Consider the following 17,233-nt stretch of genomic DNA (forward strand, 5'->3'; position numbering starts at 1 on the left):
TGAATACTTAAAGCTGCTTGGCTTTCTCGTACGTTGGCTGCACTTTTTTCGGTTGTTTAAGCTGAGAAAGAATTACCCCAGAAATGACCAATAGACCGCCGACAACATGGTAGTTGTAAACCGCTTCGCCAAGCATTGTAGCGGCTAGCGTAATGGCGACAACAGGCATCAAGTTCATAAACATCGCGCTAGAGTCAGCACCAATAAGATCAATCGCCTTCACCCACATCCAAGGCGCGGCAATCGATGCCGCGAGACCTGCGTAAGCAATCAATGGCATCGCCTCTTTACTTGGTAGCAGCTCATTACTCGTCAACCAAAGTGGGGTTAGCATGATTAAAGCGAGTGCGCCTTGCATATAAACCATGGTCCAGTTAGAGAGCGGCATCTTCCAGCGTTTAAGTAGCACACAGTATGCGCCGTAACAGATAGAGGCAATAACCATGATACCGTCACCTGGTGTTACATCCTGATGAAGGAAAAACAGCACATCCCCTTTACCTAGCATGAACGCAAGGCCCGAAAGCGCGAGCACTGCGCCGACAATACTCAATGCAGAAATAGGTTTCCCGAGCAGAGGGACACTCATAAAGATCGCAATCAATGGCACTAGTGAGGTAATCATTGCCATATTTGACGCGGTTGTGGTCAGCCCTGCGTAATAAGAAAGTGACTGATTGAGTACCATGCCTAACATGGCTAAAAATGCCAGCTTGGCTAAATATGGGCGGATCGTTGCCCAGCGTTTGATCACCTTAGGTAAGCAAAAGGGAGAGAGCAATAAGATCGCCAGAAACCATCGATAGAAACTCATTGCGCTAGGTTCTATTGTCGCTGCAGCCATTTTATTTACGATTGCATTTCCGCCCCAAATACAAACGGTAAAGAGGGGAAGTAGATAGACCATGTGAACACCATCGCAATATTATCGGGAGAACATAGTTTGACAGGTCTATATAATTATATATATCGTTATAAAGACATATTGAGTCATAGGAAGACAAGTTTGAGAAAATCGGTAAAACATCGTCACCCATCCTTATCAATTGATAAAGCACCATCAGATGTGTTTATGAATTTTGAGGCGTTTCTTTCCAATACTGAAACGAGAATGCATAGCCACCCATGGGGTCAGGTGCAACTTATAAGTGGCGGTATCTTGGAAATGGAAGCGGAAGATACTCGTTTTCTGGCGCCTCCTCACTTAGCGATTTGGGTACCTGCTGGCGTTATGCACACCAGTTTTAACCGTAAGCCGATCTCATACTGCTCTCTCAACATTGCGCAAGATTTAACTCAACACTTCCCGGACTGTACCAGCTTGATCAAAGTGACCCCAATCGTATCGGCGATTGTGGATGATTTTCGTCAGCGAGATATCAATGTGGCTCAAAGTGAACAAGACAAACGACTGGTTCAAGTGCTACTAGACCAACTCGCTACGCGAGACACCCAGCATCATTTCCTGCCTTCTACGGATAATAAGTATCTCGCTAAGATCTTAGCGTCGGTAGAAGAGAATCCAATCGATAACACCAGTTTGTCCCAATGGGCTGAGCGAGTACACACTACCGAGCGGACTTTAGCACGTCACTGCCAATCAGAATTAGGCATGAGCTTTACAGAGTGGCGCTTAAGAGTCCGTTATCTGTATTCAATGGATTTGCTTAGAAAAGGACACTCAGTAAAAGAGGTTGCCTTGACGCTTGGTTACAATCAGGCCAGCCCGTTTATTGCGATGTTTAAGAAATACTCCGGGCAAACCCCGGAGCAATATAAAAGTAGGCTGCTTTAGTTTCACAATCACGCCACAATGGATTTCGTTAATGGGCTCCATGGAAGTCGTCATAGGTTTTGGTCTTTCACCAAGTTTGCTAGTAGCTGATTAAGCCAGCTAACGATAGGCTTATTCGCATTCTTATAAGCAACGCTGATCACGACATTTGCATTTGGAACATGTGCCCCAGTTAAGGCTAGTTTTAATGGGACTAAGCCAGTATATCCTGTGTTCATTTGTGCAGACGCAGGTAGGAGCATATTGCTAGTTCGAGCGACTTGCATTGCTAAATTTAAACTGTCTGTTTGCAAGCGAATCTTAGGGGAACGATCCGTATCATTAAAGATTCTATTTAAGTGCGTGTTCTTTTCATCCCACCCCGGCAAAGTCAGAGAAATAAACCCATAGTCCAGCGCATCGTCAACAGAGACGCTGTTAAGTTGAGAAAGTGGGTGATTCTCGGAAGCCAGCATGACAAATTGATCTTTTGCTACCACTTTTTGTGTGATTGATTTTGGGAAATGATCGCTATAATAGTTAACACCCATCAGTACTCGCCCGTCTAAAATTTGTTCTACGGCGTTTGATTCCCAGCTTTTCAAGTACCAAGTGGCGTTTGGTGCCTCTGCCGATAAGCGATTGAATAATTCGGCGCCGAAACGAGATTGGATCGGACGGTTGATACAGATCTGAATTTTACCCTTAAGGTGAGCAGGGTCGAACTTTTGGTTAGCACTGACAGCATAATCAATCTCATCAATGATGGTTGGCAAGCGAGATAACAAATGCTCAGCAAAGCTTGTTGGTTGCAGTTTACCCGCAGAGCGAACAAAAATAGGGTCATTGAGAGTGGTGCGGCATTTACTCAACATACGAGCCACAGCTGATTGTGACAGATCGAGTCGCTCTGCAGTCACATATGTGTTGCGAGTTTCATTCAGGTCAATGAGCATTCTCATTGCTTTAAGGTCAATATTATCAATCATAATGGCCCTATAATATAGTAAGTGAACTGGGGTATGAGAATGGAAATTTTCTTAATGAGACCAGAGTCCTTTCTGGTTTCAATAAAAATATCTACCTAGAAGCGCCAGTCAAAGCCGATAGACATTTTGGTTTCTTCTCCTCTTAAGTGGTCTTTAGCACCACCAGTATTAATATCAGTAACCTTAATGTTGGTATATTTTGCTTCTAGATAAATATTGAAAATAGCATCGCCTACTTTGGTGCGTGTGCCTTGGAGCAATACCAAATCAACCATTTGCATTTCAACACCACCATAACTAGAACCGCCGAAAGCTTGGAACACAGTGTAAAACGTTTCATTCCATGGTTGAAGGCCATAAAGGTTAACAGAAGCCAAGTGTGCATTGTCATCACCGAGAGCATCTTTGACAGAATTTCCATTTATCGCCATTAAGGCAGTCTGACCAGTGCCTGTTGTATATCCACTCATTGAATTTGGAACAAGAGTGCCTTGGATATTTTGCGCGATTTGATCAGTATCAAAATCAACATATGAGTAGTTAACAGACGGGAAAAACATAGTTTTACCATTTGTTGCAGTCAGTGGGAGCATGTATCCCGCAGTGTACATATTAGTGGTATCAGTAAAATAATTATCTAGATATACGCCACCAAAACGAGAATCAAAGTTAGCCAGGCGTAAACGGAAATTTTCTGATTGAGTAAAGTATTCACCAACAACAATGGTTTGAGTTTCAATACCGTCACCACCATATAGGTTATTGAATCCGCCACCAGCAACCAGTTTCACCTCTCCATTGTGATCGGACGCAATACCACCACGCCAAGCAGTGTTACGAGGGTCTGCGTCATGTACTTCTTTTTCGGCGGCAATGGCTGAGTTAGAAAGAGCAAGTGCTGCAATTACACTGAGACTGATGATGGAAAGTTTGTAGTTAGTCATTTTATGTCCTTAGTCGCCAATAAGTTAGCTTGAGTCGATTTTCGTTGTGGAGCTGATTATTCATGACAATTCGACTTGAATTAATAGCCTAAACCGAGTTGTTATGAGTTGATTTTCGACTTGAAGTTGGTGCTTGGAAGGTGGGAAAGTAAATTAAATATAAATCTATCAGTGAGTTATGTTTTTTTTGAGGTTGAAATTATGGATGTCTAAAAAATTAGGAAGAGTCTATATTCCACTTGAAATGTGACTTGGAGCAATTGTCAGTAAGATCAGGTATAGGCTGTTATGAATTAGCGACAGTGGCAGATGTTTGTCTGCCATTGCCCGATATGAATAGATCCAGTTATTTTTGTCGTTTTGCGATTAATGTGAATCGGTAATCGTTAGATGTGAAGTAGTTACGACTGTACTCAAATACTGTGTTATTAGCTAAGTACCCACGAGTACGTTTTTCAATAATCGGTTGAGCAGGATCGATCCCTAACTGATGAGCCACATCTTCTGGTGGAAGGATCGGTACCAGTTCTTGCTCACTTCTATCAATCACCATGCCTTTGGTGTTTTCAATAAAGTCATATTTTGATGTTTGCATCACTTGATACGTAAGATCTGGGAACAGAGCAACAGGCAACCAGGTTTCTTCAACCGTAATTGGGTTGTTGTCGATGAAACGGACACGCTTTACGTAGAAAACCAATTCGCCTTCTTTGATATCTAAGTGCTCAGACATCGCTAAAGAACAGGGCTTCATTTCAAAAGCCAGAACCTCACTGTGGGTAACCACATCCAAATGCGCCCACTTTTCCTGAAAGCTAGATTGCTTATAGATGTCGTAATTGATTTTGTTCTCTTTAACGTAAGTGCCGCTGCCTTGCACGCTTTCAAGTTCATCATTTTCGATCAGTAGCTTCAGCGCTTGTCTAACCGTTACGCGGCTGACAGAAAATACTTCGCGTAACTGCGCTTCTGTTGGAAGTGCTTCTCCAACCTTATATTCACCAGAACTGATCTTTTCTCGTATTGCATCTGCGATTTGGCGATACATTGGGAGTCTTGCCATTTTTGCCTCATTTGTGCGCTAGAACAACTAGACTTTGTTTAACAACCTGTACCTTAAATACGTAAATTTGCTCTATATAAGTCTTGTTCTCAAGGTTAGTGTGAGCGTCGTATCGGTGTTTTGTAGTACATATAATACAAATTAAACGATACATAACAAGCTTTCTTAAAGGATTTACCAATATGATTCAAATACAAATTAAATACAAATGTGTATTGATGAGATCGTGATCACGGATTAAATGTCTTAAAGTTGTATTATTCCTATCGTCGACAGGGACGACTGTCGTACTAATCCGTGACTATGGGACAAAAGGTTATGAAACTTACTACTCTAACGAATAAGTCGCTCGTAAATCTGCAAACTACATTTAGTAGTCGAGAGGAAGCGATTTACGCACTTGCTGACCAACTGGATCAGCAAGGCAAACTGTATAACAAGCAAGAGTATCTTGATGCAGTATTTGCTCGTGAAGATCAAGGCCCGACAGCGCTTGGCGAAGGACTAGCAGTACCGCACGGCAAGACTGACGCGGTTAAAGAAGCTGGCTTCGCTGTAGCAACACTAAAAGAAGACATGAAATGGCAAGGCTTAGATGAAGACGAAGATGTGAATCTTATCTTCCTTATCGCTATTCCAAATGCAGAAGCCGGTTCTACCCACATGCACCTGTTGACCGAACTGACAACCACACTAGTTGATGACGATGTTCGTGAAGCAGTATTAAAAGCAACAACTGCTGATGAAATCTTCGCACTTCTTGATGGCGATAATCATCAAGAAAATAAACAAGACAACCTAGATACAAATGCACCAACAATTGTATGTGTTACTGCTTGCCCTGCAGGCATTGCTCACACTTATATGGCAGCTGAGTATCTAGAAAAAGCGGGTAAAAAGCTGGGTTACAACGTTCATGTTGAAAAGCAGGGCGCTAATGGTATTGAAGATCGCTTAACCGCTGACCAACTTAACAATGCTGTTGCTTGTGTCTTCGCTGCTGAAGTCGCAATCAAAGAGCTAGAGCGTTTTAACGGTATCCCTCGAGTAGAAACTCCCGTCGCAGAACCGATTAAGCACGCCGAGCGTATTCTTAATGAAGCAATTGAAGAATCGAAAAAAGGAAACACTAGCGAGCGAACGGTTGTTACTGATAATCAGCCTAAAAAGCTACCATTAAAAACTGAGCTTAAACAAGCGTTGCTTTCTGGCATCTCTTATGCCGTTCCTCTTATTGTCGCTGGTGGTACTGTTCTTGCGGTCGCTGTTCTTATCGCTCAAATTTTTGACCTTCAAGAGCTGTACGCAACCAAAGACTCTTGGCTATGGATGTACCGTAAGTTAGGTGGTGGCTTGCTAGGTACATTAATGGTGCCTGTACTGGCGGCTTACACAGCGTATTCCCTTGCAGATAAACCCGCACTAGGTCCAGGTTTTGCAGCAGGTATTGCGGCTAACCTTATTGGTTCAGGTTTCCTTGGCGGTGTTGTTGGTGGCTTGATTGCTGGTTATGTCATGCGTTGGGTGAAAGATAACGTTCGTCTTAGCCCTGCGTTTAATGGCTTTTTGACTTTCTACTTATACCCGGTTATAGGCACATTGGTGGCAGGTTCTTTGATGCTGTTTGTTATCGGCAAACCTGTAGCCATGATAAACCAAGGCCTAACGGATTGGTTAAACGGAATGTCGGGTACTAACGCTCTGTTACTTGGCGCAATCATCGGTCTATTTGTATCGTTCGACTTGGGCGGTCCTGTAAACAAAGCGGCTTACGCATTTTGTCTAGGTGCAATGGCAAACGGTGTTTATGGTCCATACGCAATTTTCGGCTCTGTTAAAATGGTATCGGCGTTCACGGTAACGGCTTCAACCATGATTGCCCCTCGCTTGTTCAAAGACTTTGAGATTGAAACGGGTAAATCGACTTGGCTTCTGGGCCTCGCGGGTATCACAGAAGGTGCAATCCCAATGGCGATTGAAGATCCAATCCGTGTTATCGGTTCGTTTCTACTCGGTTCTGTGGTGACAGGTGCGATGATTGGTGCTGCAGGTATTGGCCTATCAACTCCGGGAGCAGGTATTTTCTCTATTTTCCTACTTCATGACGGTGGCTTAGGTGCTTTCTCTGCCGCAGCAATTTGGTTCGGCGCAGCACTAATCGGTACGATTATTTCAACGATTACTCTACTGGTTTGGCGAGGCCACGCGGTAAAAAAGGGTAAGTTTGAAGTGCAAACAGCAGCACAAAACTAACTAAATTCTGAGTTAACTTCATAACTCACTCAATAAATACAACGAACAACTGGCTGTCCTAATTTCTGTGCTCCTAACGTTTTATTTACACTGAGTCTGGGCGTGGATTCTTGCGCCCTGAATTTAGCGGTGGCCAGATTTAACTCCTTGAAAATATTTGATTTAGTCGTGTTTGGGTTTGAACCTTAGTTCTATCTTAGTTCTACTTGAGGCGACACATTTAGGTAAATGATTATGACTACATCACGCGTACATATTACTCCACACATGCATTGGGATCGTGAATGGTATTTCACAACAGAAGAGTCTCGTATTCTTCTAGTGAACAACATGGAAGAAATCATGAACCGTCTGGAGAGCGATCCAGAATACAAATACTACGTTCTAGATGGTCAAACAGCTGTTCTAGAAGATTACTTCGCGATCAAACCAGAGAACACAGAACGCGTAAAAGCATTGGTTGAAGCGGGCAAACTTATTATTGGCCCTTGGTACTCTCAAACCGACACAATGCAAGTTTCTGGCGAGTCGATTGTACGCAACATGATGTATGGCATTCGCGACTGTATGAAATTTGGCGACGCGATGAAGATTGGTTACCTACCAGATTCATTCAGTATGAGTTCTCAGCTACCGATGATCTACAACGGTTTCGATATCATGCGTGCAATGTTCTGGCGTGGTTGTTCAGAACGCCACGGCACCAATAAAACAGAATTCTTATGGCAGTCTAATGACGGCAGTGAAGTGACTGCACAGGTGCTTCCGCTGGGTTACGCGATTGGTAAGTACCTTCCGCAAGATGAAGAAGGTCTGCGTGACCGTTTAGATAAGTACTTCCCAGTGCTAGAAAAACCATCGGTAACCAAAGACATCCTACTGCCTAATGGTCACGACCAAATGCCGATTCAAAAAGACATCTTTGAAGTGATGGACAAGCTTCGCGAAATCTACCCAGATCGTGAATTTTCAATGAGCCGTTACGAAGACGTATTCGAGAAAGTAGAAGCAGCACGCTACCAACTCGACATAATCAAAGGCGAATTTAACGACGGTAAATACATGCGTGTTCACCGTACTATCTCTTCTACACGCATGGATATCAAACTGATCCATGCGGAAATCGAAAACAAGATTGTAAACATCCTAGAACCTCTAGCATCTATCGCTTGGACATTAGGTTTCGAATACCACCACGGTTTGATTGAGAAGATGTGGAAAGAGAGCATGAAGAACCACGCTCATGACTCTATTGGTTGCTGTTGCTCAGACAAAGTACACGCTGAGATCCTAAACCGCTATATCCTAGCGGACGATATGGCGACAAACTTAATTAACTTTTATAAGCGTAAGATCGTCGACCATATGCCAGATCGCGAAGGTTGTGATAAGCTGGCGATGTTCAACCTTTCTCCGTACGAGCTTGAAGAAGTGGTGAACACAACCATCACTATCCGTGCTCAAGAATTTTCTATCTTTGATGAAAACGAAAACCCTGTAGAGTACTTCATTCAAGACAAGCGCCAAATCGACCCAGGTAAAGTAGACCGTCAAATTGTTCACTACGGTAACTACGACCCATTCATGGAGTTTGATATTCAGATTAAACGCACTGTGCCTGCGATGGGCTTCACCACGTTACACATCCAAGGCAACGAGAAGGGCGCAGTTAAAGTCGCTGAACAGAAAGACTACTTGCTAGAGAACGAATACTACCGAATCAATGTAAACGACAACGGTACTCTGACTATTATCGATAAAGAGACAGGGCAAGTGTTCGATCAAGTACTTCGTTTAGAAGACGGTTCTGATGACGGCGATGAGTACGATTACTCACCATCTCGTCAAGAGTGGCTGTTGTACTCAGACGAATTCCCGGTAGAAACATCGATTGACCACCAAGGCTTTCAATCGGTAGCGAACATCGCGTTCCGTATGAACGTGCCAGCAAACCTAGCAGAGCGTGAAGAGCGAACGGGTCAAAATGGTTTTGTTGAAGCGCAATGCCAAGTGGTACTGAAACAAGGCTCTCGCCGTATTGAAGTCCGTATGGAGCTTGATAACCAAGCCGACGACCACCGTGTACGTGTGCTAGTACCAACGCCATTCGTTTCTGAAACGGTTGTTGCTGATAACCAGTTTGGTTGTATTTCTCGACCAACCAACGATCCTGCAATGGAGGTATGGGAAGAAGAGAAGTGGAAAGAAGCGCCAGTTCCTGTATATCAGTTAATGAACTTTGCAGCGTTAGAAAACGGCAAAGCGGGTATAGCGATCATGTCGAATGGTCTGCGTGAATTTGAGGTTATTGCATCTCAAGGTGATGAGAAGAGAGATACTTTCGCACTGACACTATTCCGTGGTATTGGCGTGTTGGGTAAAGAGGAATTACTGCTTCGTCCAGGTCGCCCTTCAGGAATTAAGATTCCAACGCCTGATTCACAAGTGCGCGGTAAGTTAGTGTGTGAATTCACGCTGTGTGGTTTCACCGGTAACCACATAGAAGCGAACATCATGGCCCAAGCACGTGACAATGTTACTCCAATCGAATGTTACAACAAGATCCCTTATAACGCGATGAAGCTAAATGTGGGCGAGCAGAATCTACCGCTTAACTTTAGTCTACTATCAAAGCAGCAATCAGGTGCGGTGTTAAGCGTATTGAAGAAAGCAGAAGATGACGAAGCCTTGATAATGCGAGTCTACAACCCGGCAGAAAACGAATCAGTGTTAGATTCAATCTCCTTTACTCAAACGGTGACAAGCTGGAAAGAGACAAGCATGGACGAGCGAGTTCGTGAAGGTGATGTAGCAACTGAAACCTTCGGTGAGCTAGCACCTTGCCAAGCGAAAACATTCCAAATCAAATTCTAATTTCAATAACCTGCTCACCTAGGTGGGCGGGAATGGTGAACGACAATGAAAATTGTAATTGCCCCTGACTCATTTAAAGAGTCACTCGACGCCCACCAAGTTGCGTCTTGCATTGAGCGTGGATTTGCAGAAATTTTCCCCTCCGCTGAGTTTGTGAAATTACCACTAGCTGATGGTGGTGAAGGTACCGTAGACGTGCTGTTGGCAGCGCTCAACGGTAAGAAAGAATTTGTTCTAACAATGAATGCTCTCGGGCGTGAATGTACGGCTTATTGGGCATCTTTAGAGCAGTTTATTGATGGCAAACACGTAAAAACCGCCTTGGTAGAGTTTGCTCAAGCATCGGGATTAGATCGATTAACTGTAGAAGAAAGAGCACCGTTAGTGACATCTTCTTTTGGTACAGGGTTATTGATAAAAGATGCATTAGATAAAGGTGTTGATCAAATTATCATTGGCTTGGGCGGCAGCGCAACCAACGACGCGGGTGCAGGCATTTTACAAGCGTTGGGAGGTAAGTTATTAGACAAGCAAGGCAACGAGTTATCTCGTGGCGGCGCAGAGTTAGGCCAGCTAGCTAACATCGTTCTTGATGGACTGCACCCTAGATGTAAAGAAGTGACGTTCGTAGTCGCGTGTGATGTGAATAATCCATTGTGTGGTCAAAGCGGAGCGAGTGCCGTGTTTGGTCCGCAAAAAGGCGCATCACAAATTCAAGTTCAACAACTTGATGCTGCTATTGGGTACTTTGCCGATATCGCTCAAGCGCAGACAGGCGTTAACCATCGCGACAGTGCAGGTTTTGGGGCTGCTGGTGGTGCGCCTTTAGGGCTAAGCCTAGCATTCAATATCCAAATTAAAGCGGGTATTGAGATGGTATTGGATGCTTTAGACGCGGACAAGGTACTTAAAGGCGCATCATTGGTCGTGACTGGTGAAGGGCAGATGGATAACCAAACCCTGCAAGGTAAGACTCCTTTTGGTATCGCTCAGCGTGCTCAAAAACTGCATATCCCGACCATCGGTATCGCAGGTTCATTGGGTAAAGATGTTGAAAAGCTTTACAGCTCAATGTCTAGCCTGTTTGGAACCGTACGTTCCCCTCAGCCTTTGTCTCAAGTGCTTGTTGAAGCGGAACAAAACCTGATTCGTTCCTCTCGAAACGTTGCAGCGACTCTGCAATTAGGTCAACAAATTCTATCTGTTCAAACGCCCGTGCAACGTAAAGGCAAGCCGTTAGCAACATCAGAAAACAGTGAGAACCACTATGCAAACTAATCTATTCAAGCTTGATAACGTTATTCAAAACTATGTTTGGGGTAGCCAAGTGGCTATGAATGATCTGTTTGGTATCGAAAATCCAAACAAAGAGCCACAAGCCGAAATTTGGATGGGTGCTCACCCAAATGGTTGTTCAAAAATTGCTGAGAACGGCGAGTTACTTTCTGATTTTATCAAGAAAGATCCTATTTCAGTATTGGGTGACTACACCGTGCGGCGTTTTGGTAGTCTACCTTATCTGTTCAAGGTTTTGGCCGCTGATAAAGCACTGTCTGTACAGGTCCACCCTCGCAGAGACAAAGCTCAGCTTGGCTTCTCAAAAGAGAACGATTTAGGTATTGAGTTAGCGGCTTCTAACCGTAATTACCGAGACGATAATCATAAACCAGAACTAGTTTACGCGCTGACTTTCTACAAAGCGATGAACGGATTCAGGCCTGTAGCCGAAATTATTTCTTTGTTTGAACAGGCGAACATTGCAACGCTAAGCGAAGATTTAGCCGCACTTAAGGCTTTACCAACATCTCAAGGTTTGAAGCAGTTTTTTACTGTGGTGATGAGCCTTTCAGGTGATGATAAATCAACCGCGTTGAACGAGTTAAAAATTGCAATGGAACAGCGTCAACGTACAGCAAAAGCCCGTGAAGCTTTTGATCTGATTAAGAGCTTCGTTGACGACTATTCAAATGACATTGGCTTGTTTTCTCCATTGATCCTTAACGTGATTGAGTTAGAGCCGGGAGAAGCAATGTTTCTGCATGCTGAAACACCTCATGCATATGTGCAAGGCACTGGTTTAGAGATCATGGCGAACTCAGATAATGTACTTCGTGCGGGTTTAACACCTAAGCACATGGATATTTCCGAGTTAATTGAGAACACTAAATTTGAGTCTATCAATCATGTAGATTTACGTTTAGCACCGACTAAAATGGACGGTAAGTTAGGTTACGCAATTCCAGTCGATGACTTTGGTTTTGAAGTGCTTGATAGTCTAGAAGAAGAGAGCCGCTCGCAGTATGTCCGTAGTGCAGAAATTCTGTTCTGCATAACGGGTGAAGTCTCTCTCATGTGCGGTGAGAAATCTGTAACACTAAAAGCAGGTGAATCTGCTTTTGTTTGTCACAGCGCAACCCATTACCAATATCAAGGGAGCGGAACATTGGCTCGAGCGTTTAATTAGTCCCCCCGACTTTAACGCATTAATGTGATGCTTTATTGGTGAAATCTCAGAGTGTAACTTCTCTGATTTGCCCATAGATAGTTGCTATCTATGGGCTTTTTTGAACAATATGAATAGGAACTTTCGGGAGTAAAGTGTTTACCCTCTTAACCTCAACTTATTTGTAGTGTTAGCAGGACGTAATCCAATCCACCCTTAATCGCAGCCACCTGAGCGTCATTACACTCCTCATCAGTCACTTTCGGGCTATCTGGGTATACTTCCGTTGTAGTGCCATATTGGCAGGTTGTGACACCGCCACACAGGCCAAGCTTCACCATTGGGTAGTTGATTACGCCATGCTGCACGACAGCAGAACCGATTATCTCACCGTTATCATCAGCAGGGGCGATGTGAGTCACCTTGCTAACAGATTCAATGACGGCAGCTTGGAATTCCGATTGCGGGTTTTCAGTATCACCAACCGTGTAGAAACCGTCTGGGATCATACCTTCGATGTATTCAATACCATCGCGTGCAGCGAGAGCAGGGCGGAATTCTGTTTCGTCAGTATCGGTTGTTTCGTGCAAATCAATATGAACCAGAACCTCTTTGCCTAATGATGCGACAAGCTTCATCAGATTTGCTGACTCTTCAGCAGGAGAGTCTTGGTAGAACGAGCGATTAGGGTCTAGCGCTAGCGGGTTCCAGCGGTTGATTGTTTCATATCCCCAAGGGCTGATACATGGCGCGATGACAATGTTGAAATGCTCTGCGTAACGTTCCATTTCATTAGCTGCGAACTTTAGCGCGCCATGAACACCACTGGTTTCGTAACCATGCACACCACCAGTGACCAAAACGATAGGCTTATCGGCATTCCAGTTGTTCGATTTAATACAGAATAAAGGGTAACGCGCTTCGTCGTACGAGAGTGCGCCATACTGCTCAACAACGAATTGATCGCTCAGAGCTTTAATCTTAGGGACGACTTCTTGCTGATATTCGCGTTTTATCGTGGTCTGCTCACGCCAAGCAATTCGTTCTGCCTCGCCCCATTTCTGACCTGGGGTACCGATAGGATAAGTGTAAGTACTGCGCATTACCTTGCCTTTGTAGTTATGGTGAAAAACGTCAAACAGCATAGAGTGGGCGACCGCGACAGGCAAATGTTATCGACCACAGTGAAAAAGATTAACCGTGCATTGACATCAAGTATGTTTCCGCTTGCCTGTTGTGGTGTTACATTTAGAAACATTAATACCTATCTTGAATGAGAAACGAAAAATGGCAGGCGCAAGCTTATTAACCTTGTTAGATGATATTGCTACGGTATTAGATGACGTAGCGCTCATGTCTAAAGTCGCTGCAAAGAAAACAGCCGGTGTTTTAGGTGATGATCTGGCTTTAAATGCGCAGCAAGTTTCTGGTGTGACAGCTGAAAGGGAAATTCCCGTCGTTTGGAGTGTGGCCAAGGGTTCGTTTCGCAATAAATTAATATTGGTCCCTGCTGCATTGCTGATCAGCTCCATTGCTCCTTGGCTGATTATGCCACTGCTTCTGATTGGTGGGTTGTTCTTGTGTTTTGAAGGGGCTGAAAAAGTCCTAGAGAAATTGTTCCATAAGCCTGACCACAAGGAAGAGACGCCAACCGAGCCGACAATGTCCATTGAAGAGTATGAAAAGAACAAGATTGCGGGAGCGATTCGTACCGACTTTATTCTTTCTGCAGAAATTATTGTTATCGCGCTTGGCACAGTGCAAGGGCAAGCAATGACGACTCAGATCTTGGTGGTGAGCCTGATTGCGATTCTAATGACCATTGGCGTTTATGGCTTGGTTGCGGGGATCGTGAAACTTGATGATCTCGGTTTTTACTTAGAACGTAAATCTCAAGGAAAAGGTATAAAGCTGGCGTTAGGTCGAGCTCTGGTAGCATTTGCGCCTAAGCTAATGAAAGCGCTAGCGGTGGTGGGTACAGCCGCGATGTTCTTAGTAGGTGGTGGTATTGTGGTACACAACATTCCGCTTCTACACCACTGGATTGAACCAATCATCATGGAGATCCCAAATATCTCTATCGCTAAGGCACTATTACCTTCGCTTCTTAACGGATTGTTGGGGTTGGTTGCGGGATTAGTGGTCGTCGCGGTGTGGGCTCTGTTCTCTAAAATCAAAAAAACGTAACTGAGCGACTGATTGGAATGTACTCACTTATCGAGATTAGAGTGAGTACATTCAGTCTTGCTCTTCTGATTGGCTAATTTGAGTGATAGCTGAAACAAGAAGATCCGTCGTTTGCGCGCCGGAAATAAGATGTTTTCGATTGATGATAATGGCAGGAACGGCGTTGATTCCCGCTTCAAGCCATTGTTGTTCGGTGGATGCGACCGCTTCTGCCCACGATTGATCGTTAATCACACTTTCGACGACTTTTGCATCTAAACCAACAGACTCGGCGCAAGTAATCAGCATGTCTGGATCATCGATGTTTTTCCCTTCAGAAAAGTAGGCTTGGAACAGACGAAGCTCTAAGTCGAATTGTTTACCTTCACTTTGTGCCCACATTAACAATTGATGCGCTTTTCGTGTGTTATAGATGCGCATTTCATCATGAAAGCGAAACTTGAATCCGACTTCTTGCCCGAGAGAGGTCAAGGTATCACGGGCTGCAATGCTGGCTTCATCTGTTGTACCGTATTTCTCTTTAAGGTGCTCACGTAGGTTCTGCCCATCAGAAGTCATGGCCGGATTAAGCTCGAACGGGTGCCACTGAATCTCAGCTTCGACGCTGTCTGACAATGTCTTTAGTGCTGCTTCAAGGCGTTTATAGCCAATGATGCACCACGGACACACGACATCAGAAACAATATCAATACGCACTTTTTTCATCTGCAGTTCCTCGCACGGCAATGATTAAAGTATAAATGTGCCGCGTCGAGAATTTTACTAAACCGATCACTTTTTCAATATTTGTAGCCCGAAATTCGGGTGTCGCTATCGTCTAAACGATGAATTTATTGAGTATCGCATCTTGTTCACGGATATTCTCTGTTTGAGCTTGCATCGCAATGTTGGCGTTATCAGCAGCGTCGGATACTTGAGTAGAAAGATCTTTTATCTTCACTGTGTTGCTGTTGATCTCTTCGGCAACAAGGCTTTGTTCTTCTGCAGCCGAGGCAATCTGGATATTCATATCACTGATTTGTTGAATTGCATCGCGGATACTTTCGAGTGCTACGTTTGCTTCTTGCGCTCGTTCGACAGCAGTACCGGCTGTGGCTTTACTCATATTCATTGCATTGGCAACGGAACTAGCACCTGCTTGGAGCTGTTCGATCATATTTCTGATTTCGGTTGTCGACTCTTGAGTACGCTGCGCCAGTGTTCGTACTTCATCAGCAACCACCGCGAAACCACGGCCCGAATCCCCTGCGCGGGCAGCCTCAATGGCGGCATTGAGAGCGAGTAGATTGGTTTGATCGGCAATATCATTGATTACTTTCAAAATGGTTTCGATGTTGTCGGTGGCTGACTCAAGCACTTTAACTTCTTCGACGGCTTCATCAATTTTCTGTGACAGGTTATCAATTGCGCTGGTGGTTTCGCTCACAACCGATGTCCCTAGGCTGGTCGCTTCATCGGCTTCTCTGGCTGATGCTGCAGCGCCTTGCGCATTGTTGGCAACATCACCCGATGTGGTTGCCATTTCATGCATCGCCGTTGCCAACTGTTCGAGTTCATGAAGTTGCTCTTGCATAGCCGAAGCGGATTGTTGAAGTCCTTGCGAGGTCATTTCTGAACCGCGTAGGATTTCAGAACCAATGGCCTTAGATTGAGTGATTTGTTGCTGTAGTGATTGAGTAAATTCATTAAAGCCGGAGGCGAGAATTGAGAACTCTTTATCAGTGTCTGTGTTCAAGCGTTGGGTAAGATCCCCTTCACCAGAGGCGACATCTTGAATGGCATTACTCAATACATCTAATGGTCTCATCAAGGTACGAATAAGGATCAAAAGGATTACGATACTAATAATGAGTGCGATGATTGAATAAACGATGGAGCTATTTCTTAGATCGGCAAGGGATTGATAAGCAATGCTTTCATCGAGTAGGACACCGATATACCAGTCTTCTCCTGGGACTTTAGAGAAATCCAGAGTGTACTGTTGACCCTCTATATTGACTTGCTGCGGTTCATCTTTAATAGGCGCGTCACCTAAAAAATCCTTCATTGGTTTGCCGTTAAATTCGGTGGTTGGGTGAGCAATGGTGGTGCCATCGCCGGCGACAATGAACACGAAGCCTGCATCAAACAGCTGGACCTTATTTACCACTTCTGCCAAGGCTGCCAAGCTCACATCATAGAAGATTGCGCCGATGAACTGGCCGTTGTCACGTACTGGGGTTGCGATGGAAACCAAAATCTCGCCGGTTGCCGAGTCAGCATAAGGAGCCGTAATGACAAGCTTGCCTGAGTTTTTGGCGTCTATGTACCAAGGGCGAACACGCGGGTCCCAAGTTGGTCCGGGGTTCCATGAAGGATCATTATTGATGTTGGAGCCATCTTTTTCGAAGCCTAGCCCAGCCAGTAAGAAAGTCTCCTTAACGACGGGGCGAGTCAGAACCGCCGTCATCGCTTCAGGGGAAAGGTTTACCTCAAGCATACTGGTGGCGTATGAAGCGATCGCTTTACGGCTGTTTATCTCTGCGGCTGTCGTGTCGCGAACTCCGTCTACAATTTCAGTGACACTTGAAGTAACTTGAGTCTTGATTTCACGTTGGACGGTATAGTATTGCTGAAGGGTCAAAAGAGTAACCGTCGCCAAGAGTAGTACTGAAGACGCGGCCACAATCTTATGGCTGAATTTCATCTCAGAGTCCTTTCTATAGA

Annotated in this window: 13 protein-coding genes; 6 read left to right on the plus strand and 7 right to left on the minus strand. The window is 44.6% G+C overall.

Going from position 1 to position 17,233, the window contains the following annotated elements:
- Window positions 1-7: 7 nt before the first annotated feature.
- A complete protein-coding gene (locus ACHUFZ_RS03755) occupies window positions 8-907 on the minus strand; it encodes a DMT family transporter (protein WP_394125949.1) in 900 nt (299 codons plus the stop codon).
- A 99-nt stretch (window positions 908-1,006) separates the two neighbouring features.
- Here ACHUFZ_RS03755 and ACHUFZ_RS03760 point away from each other — a divergent pair, with 99 nt between their 5' ends.
- On the plus strand, window positions 1,007-1,795 hold the full coding sequence (locus ACHUFZ_RS03760) for an AraC family transcriptional regulator (protein ID WP_394125950.1): 789 nt from the start codon (window positions 1,007-1,009) through the stop codon (window positions 1,793-1,795).
- A gap of 50 nt (window positions 1,796-1,845) precedes the next feature.
- Here ACHUFZ_RS03760 and ACHUFZ_RS03765 read toward each other — a convergent pair whose 3' ends face one another.
- From ACHUFZ_RS03765 to ACHUFZ_RS03775, 3 genes are all read right to left on the minus strand, one after another.
- Entirely contained in the window at window positions 1,846-2,763 is a 918-nt protein-coding gene (locus ACHUFZ_RS03765; protein ID WP_394125951.1) for a LysR family transcriptional regulator, read from the minus strand.
- A gap of 95 nt (window positions 2,764-2,858) precedes the next feature.
- A complete protein-coding gene (locus tag ACHUFZ_RS03770; RefSeq protein ID WP_394125952.1) occupies window positions 2,859-3,707 on the minus strand; it encodes a hypothetical protein in 849 nt (282 codons plus the stop codon).
- Between the two features lie 346 nt (window positions 3,708-4,053).
- Window positions 4,054-4,770 carry a GntR family transcriptional regulator gene (locus ACHUFZ_RS03775; RefSeq protein ID WP_394125953.1) on the minus strand — a complete coding sequence of 239 codons (717 nt, stop codon included), beginning with the start codon at window positions 4,768-4,770 and terminating at the stop codon, window positions 4,054-4,056.
- 318 nt (window positions 4,771-5,088) lie between these two features.
- On the opposite strand from ACHUFZ_RS03775, the gene mngA reads away from it, so the two are divergent.
- The 4 genes from mngA (at window position 5,089) to manA (ending at window position 12,361) form a co-directional block, all read left to right on the plus strand.
- Window positions 5,089-7,023 (plus strand): PTS 2-O-a-mannosyl-D-glycerate transporter subunit IIABC, encoded by a 1,935-nt coding sequence (mngA, locus tag ACHUFZ_RS03780; RefSeq protein ID WP_394125954.1) that lies wholly within the window; start codon window positions 5,089-5,091, stop codon window positions 7,021-7,023.
- A 234-nt stretch (window positions 7,024-7,257) separates the two neighbouring features.
- Window positions 7,258-9,897, plus strand: a complete 2,640-nt coding sequence (gene mngB / locus ACHUFZ_RS03785) for a mannosylglycerate hydrolase (protein WP_394125955.1) — start codon at window positions 7,258-7,260, stop codon at window positions 9,895-9,897.
- A 45-nt stretch (window positions 9,898-9,942) separates the two neighbouring features.
- Complete coding sequence (locus ACHUFZ_RS03790) at window positions 9,943-11,175, plus strand: glycerate kinase (RefSeq protein WP_394125956.1); 1,233 nt, start codon at window positions 9,943-9,945, stop codon at window positions 11,173-11,175.
- Window positions 11,165-12,361: a mannose-6-phosphate isomerase, class I gene (gene manA, locus ACHUFZ_RS03795; RefSeq protein WP_394125957.1), complete on the plus strand. Its 1,197-nt coding sequence runs from the start codon at window positions 11,165-11,167 to the stop codon at window positions 12,359-12,361. Before ACHUFZ_RS03790 ends, manA begins: the two co-directional genes overlap by 11 nt.
- Window positions 12,362-12,513: 152 nt before the next feature.
- On the opposite strand, the gene ACHUFZ_RS03800 is transcribed toward manA, so the two are convergent.
- Window positions 12,514-13,443, minus strand: coding sequence for a M14 family metallopeptidase (locus ACHUFZ_RS03800; RefSeq protein ID WP_394125958.1), 930 nt, complete (start codon window positions 13,441-13,443; stop codon window positions 12,514-12,516).
- Window positions 13,444-13,627: 184 nt separating this feature from the next.
- On the opposite strand from ACHUFZ_RS03800, the gene ACHUFZ_RS03805 reads away from it, so the two are divergent.
- Window positions 13,628-14,527 carry a DUF808 domain-containing protein gene (locus ACHUFZ_RS03805; protein ID WP_394125959.1) on the plus strand — a complete coding sequence of 300 codons (900 nt, stop codon included), beginning with the start codon at window positions 13,628-13,630 and terminating at the stop codon, window positions 14,525-14,527.
- 51 nt (window positions 14,528-14,578) lie between these two features.
- Here ACHUFZ_RS03805 and ACHUFZ_RS03810 read toward each other — a convergent pair whose 3' ends face one another.
- A complete protein-coding gene (locus ACHUFZ_RS03810; protein WP_394125960.1) occupies window positions 14,579-15,232 on the minus strand; it encodes a DsbA family oxidoreductase in 654 nt (217 codons plus the stop codon).
- A 112-nt stretch (window positions 15,233-15,344) separates the two neighbouring features.
- Window positions 15,345-17,213: a methyl-accepting chemotaxis protein gene (locus ACHUFZ_RS03815; RefSeq protein WP_394125961.1), complete on the minus strand. Its 1,869-nt coding sequence runs from the start codon at window positions 17,211-17,213 to the stop codon at window positions 15,345-15,347.
- Window positions 17,214-17,233: the final 20 nt, after the last annotated feature.

It is taken from the genome of Vibrio hepatarius (assembly GCF_043642085.1).
Lineage (GTDB): Bacteria > Pseudomonadota > Gammaproteobacteria > Enterobacterales > Vibrionaceae > Vibrio > Vibrio hepatarius_C.

Coding starts and splice junctions, on each gene's coding strand:
- ACHUFZ_RS03765 (WP_394125951.1), bottom strand. CDS start 2,763: ATGATTGATAATATTGACCTTAAAGCAATGAGAATGCTCATTGACCTG.
- mngB (WP_394125955.1), top strand. CDS start 7,258: ATGACTACATCACGCGTACATATTACTCCACACATGCATTGGGATCGT.
- ACHUFZ_RS03810 (WP_394125960.1), bottom strand. CDS start 15,232: ATGAAAAAAGTGCGTATTGATATTGTTTCTGATGTCGTGTGTCCGTGG.
- ACHUFZ_RS03755 (WP_394125949.1), bottom strand. CDS start 907: ATGGTCTATCTACTTCCCCTCTTTACCGTTTGTATTTGGGGCGGAAAT.
- ACHUFZ_RS03770 (WP_394125952.1), bottom strand. CDS start 3,707: ATGACTAACTACAAACTTTCCATCATCAGTCTCAGTGTAATTGCAGCA.
- ACHUFZ_RS03790 (WP_394125956.1), top strand. CDS start 9,943: ATGAAAATTGTAATTGCCCCTGACTCATTTAAAGAGTCACTCGACGCC.
- ACHUFZ_RS03805 (WP_394125959.1), top strand. CDS start 13,628: ATGGCAGGCGCAAGCTTATTAACCTTGTTAGATGATATTGCTACGGTA.
- ACHUFZ_RS03775 (WP_394125953.1), bottom strand. CDS start 4,770: ATGGCAAGACTCCCAATGTATCGCCAAATCGCAGATGCAATACGAGAA.
- ACHUFZ_RS03815 (WP_394125961.1), bottom strand. CDS start 17,213: ATGAAATTCAGCCATAAGATTGTGGCCGCGTCTTCAGTACTACTCTTG.
- ACHUFZ_RS03800 (WP_394125958.1), bottom strand. CDS start 13,443: ATGCGCAGTACTTACACTTATCCTATCGGTACCCCAGGTCAGAAATGG.
- manA (WP_394125957.1), top strand. CDS start 11,165: ATGCAAACTAATCTATTCAAGCTTGATAACGTTATTCAAAACTATGTT.
- mngA (WP_394125954.1), top strand. CDS start 5,089: ATGAAACTTACTACTCTAACGAATAAGTCGCTCGTAAATCTGCAAACT.